We start from the raw sequence: 1,708 nt of genomic DNA on the forward strand, positions 1-1,708 counted from the left end.
CCTTTGACAATCTCGTATACTGCAACCGCTTTAATCGATTCGCTAGATTCGCTGTCTTTGGTCGCTTTGTTCGACAAACTATCGTCATCACCTAATAACTGATGACTTTCACTTGCTATAGAAGGTCGTGAATTGTCATTATGCTGGGACGAATTAACCAAAGAAGGTCTCCACGACTCGGCCTTGCAGATGCTGGTTAAAAAACGGGGTGTTTTTGCCGTTCGATAACATGGTATCTACTGTCACCTGCCACTCAAGATTAGGATCGACTAAGATTGCACCGCCCAAGCTCTCATATTTGGTACTTATTCCAGCAATTTGCGCAGGGTTGATGCAAATCTTATCTACTAGCTGCTCTACTGTTAATACCTTATCCCGTACTAATTGACAGGCTAAAGCCATAAAGGTGTCGAAATTTGAGATACCAGGTGTACTCTCAGCGAAAGGTGCTTTTTTGGCTGTAGAATTTAGGGGTTCATGATGACTGCAAATGGCATCGATAGTCCCATCTTTGAGGCCACGTAGCAGTGCTTGTTGATCAGTGTTACTACGTAATGGCGGTAATACATAAGCTTGGGCATTAAAGCCTTCTAGATTGTCATCTGTCAAATATAGCTGATGCATCGCCACATCACACGTTACTGGCAGTCCTTTGTCTTTTGCCCAGCGCATCAGCTCTACTGAAGACTTACAGGACAATTGACTAAAATGAGCTGCAATACCCGTCTCCTCTACCATCAATAACTGGGTAGACAGGGCGACGGTCTCAGCGATCCAAGGAATACCTTGCAGACCGTGATAAGAAGCAATGTAGCCTTCGTGTGCAACCCCATTGCCGGATAAACTTGGCTCATCAGGATAAAAAAACACTTTCATACCAAAGGTTGCGGCATATTCTAACGTCCGTAACAATACCAAATCATTATCAAAAGGCCTGCGCGCATTAGAAACAGCAATACAGCCTCCTTTTTTAAGACCTGCGATATTAGAGGGACGCGTCCCTTCTAGACCTGCTGTCAATGCGCCAAGTACATGCAAATAAATACCACCATCTTCAAGTGCACGTTCACGCAAACCTTTGAGTAGTGAGCCATTTTCTAAGATAGGGTTGGTATCAGGTGGAATCACTACATGCAAAAAACCATTGCCACGGGCAGCTCGACCTTCAGAGGATAATGTCCCATGTTGCTGCTGTCCGGGTTCGCGTAGGCGTGCGCACAAGTCTACTAATGGAGGTAATAACCAAGTCTCACGACCAGTCTCAAGGTTTGTAAGTTTATTCATCGTCTCATTCGGTAACGATTTCTTAAAGACGTTAGGAAGTAAATTTATCATCTGTGCATCAGTAGTAATGGGGTCAGTCATGAGCTTGTTACCATATCAATAATTAAATAAATAGAATCGATTCATCAAACGTCTAAAGTTTACATTACAAAATATCAGCTGTTAACGTCATTGGTTAGGTGTCTTTTATGAGTTTCTTGCTGTTTGATGAGCGCGTTGGCCTTCCATGGCAAGTGATAATACAGCCATACGAATCGCTACACCATTACTTACTTGCTCTAAAATAACAGACTGTGGACCATCGGCTACACTTGAGGCAATCTCAATACCTCGATTCATCGGACCTGGATGCATAATTAGAGCATCAGGTTTCGCAAGCGCCACCCGTTCAGGCGTAATACCATAATGTTTGTAATATTCACTT

The 1,708-nt window shown here is 43.4% G+C and carries 1 protein-coding gene and 1 pseudogene; both read right to left on the bottom strand.

Annotated elements, in window-relative coordinates:
- Positions 1-153 precede the first annotated feature (153 nt).
- Entirely contained in the window at positions 154-1,335 is a 1,182-nt protein-coding gene (locus tag ACS8FD_RS13765; protein WP_439263338.1) for a dihydroorotase, read from the bottom strand.
- Positions 1,336-1,470: 135 nt separating this feature from the next.
- Positions 1,471-1,708 (bottom strand): annotated as a pseudogene (gene pyrB / locus ACS8FD_RS13770) (aspartate carbamoyltransferase catalytic subunit); the annotation flags it as partial.

This window comes from Psychrobacter sp. 1U2 (assembly GCF_051847575.1).

Bases quoted from the DNA above. Each gene is read 5' to 3' on its own strand.
- ACS8FD_RS13765 (WP_439263338.1), bottom strand. From the start codon at position 1,335: ATGATAAATTTACTTCCTAACGTCTTTAAGAAATCGTTACCGAATGAG.